Below are 1,709 nucleotides of genomic sequence, written 5' to 3'. Positions count from 1 at the left end.
GTCAGTCTATTTTGCTTCTAGGATACCTGTTTTAACACATTTAAAAATCTTTCTGCCGACAGAAATCTGTTGCTTTTCCGGTTGATAGACGCTTGAACTTGACAAATTTTATATTTTATGAATATGCCTTTCCCCGCAAAGAATAGTGGGCAGACTCAACGGCGATCGCCTGTTTTGACAATAAAATTATCACAAATAGGTATATTTACATAAAAACACTGGGCGATCACAGGTTAAGATAAGTAGTCAGAAAAACTTAATATTTTCTCTAACTTGTCGTTCACCTAGAGAGGTCCCCTTGAGTCAGCAGAAAGACGCAATTGCTCCCCACGGTGGAGAACTAATAAACCGCATTGCCTCCCCTGAACAACGGCAGGAATTTCTCGAAAAAGCCGACTTCCTACCTGTCGTTCAACTCGATGAGCGAACCCTGTCCGACCTAGAAATGATTGCCATCGGTGGATTTAGCCCTTTAACAGGCTTCATGGAACAGGCAGACTATGAAACAGTCGTCAGTGATATGCGCCTGAGTAACGGCTTACCTTGGTCTGTTCCGATTACCTTGTCCGTTACCCAAGAGGTGGCAACACCCTTAGTCGAAGGAAATTTAATTCGTCTAGACTCTCCTTCTGGTAAGTTTGTCGGTGTCCTCAAGTTGACACAGAAATATACTTACGACAAAGAAAAAGAAGCACTCAACGTCTATGGGACGACAGAAGACAAGCACCCCGGTGTGAAAGTCGTCTACGAACAAGGGCCGATTAATCTCGCAGGCCCCGTGTGGTTACTCGAGCGTGATGATCACCCCTTATTCCCCCAATATCAGCTTGATCCTGCCGTATCTCGGGCTTTATTTTGGGAAAGAGGATGGAAAACAATTGTGGGTTTCCAAACCCGTAACCCCATCCACCGCGCTCACGAATACATTCAAAAATGCGCCTTAGAAACCGTTGACGGTTTATTTTTGCATCCCCTTGTCGGAGCCACTAAGTCCGATGACATTCCTGCTGATGTGCGGATGCGCTGCTACGAAATTTTGATGTCCGGGTATTATCCCAAAGATCGGGTAATTTTAGCAATCAACCCGGCTGCCATGCGTTATGCAGGCCCGAGAGAAGCGATTTTTCATGCGCTTGTCCGCAAAAACTACGGTTGTACTCACTTTATTGTGGGTCGTGATCATGCAGGTGTGGGTGATTATTATGGCACCTATGATGCTCAACATATTTTCGAGGAGTTTGAACCCTCGGAGTTGGGGATCATCCCGATGAAGTTTGAACACGCCTTCTACTGTACCCTTACTAAGGGGATGGCAACCAGCAAAACCAGTCCGAGTAAACCAGATCAACGGATTCACCTATCTGGAACCAAAGTTCGGGAAATGTTGCGTCGGGGTGAAATGCCACCGCCGGAATTCTCTCGTCCTGAAGTCGCGGCAGAATTAGTCAAAGCCATGCAGGGTTAAGTCTGTCAGTCAGATTTCTGTTTGGCTTCGGAGTTGATCAGAACTTCCCTTTATTCCTGTGCTGATTAGTAATCTTCAAATAGTCTGAGGATGAACCTCAGCATAACCTATCCTAAGAAGGTTAGGGTGCATCTAGGATGAAGGGGATTGTCGCGATTACACCGAATTATTTATATAAAATCAACCGAGAGCTTAAATTTTTAGATCACCTCTTAATCCCAGCAGGGCTGTTTGATTGGCGTGG

The 1,709-nt window shown here is 45.4% G+C and carries 1 protein-coding gene; it reads left to right on the top strand.

Translation table 11 applies throughout. The annotated features are described in order from the left end of the window. The first annotated feature begins 298 nt into the window (after window positions 1-298). Window positions 299-1,465 carry a sulfate adenylyltransferase gene (sat, locus tag M595_RS27390; protein ID WP_023069755.1) on the top strand — a complete coding sequence of 389 codons (1,167 nt, stop codon included), beginning with the start codon at window positions 299-301 and terminating at the stop codon, window positions 1,463-1,465. Window positions 1,466-1,709 lie beyond the last annotated feature (244 nt).

Origin of the sequence: Lyngbya aestuarii BL J (genome assembly GCF_000478195.2) — a bacterium.
Taxonomy (GTDB): Bacteria; Cyanobacteriota; Cyanobacteriia; order Cyanobacteriales; family Microcoleaceae; genus Capilliphycus; species Capilliphycus aestuarii.
The sequence above is the reverse complement of the archived record's forward strand: the minus strand, read 5'-3'. Positions and strand labels throughout refer to the sequence as shown.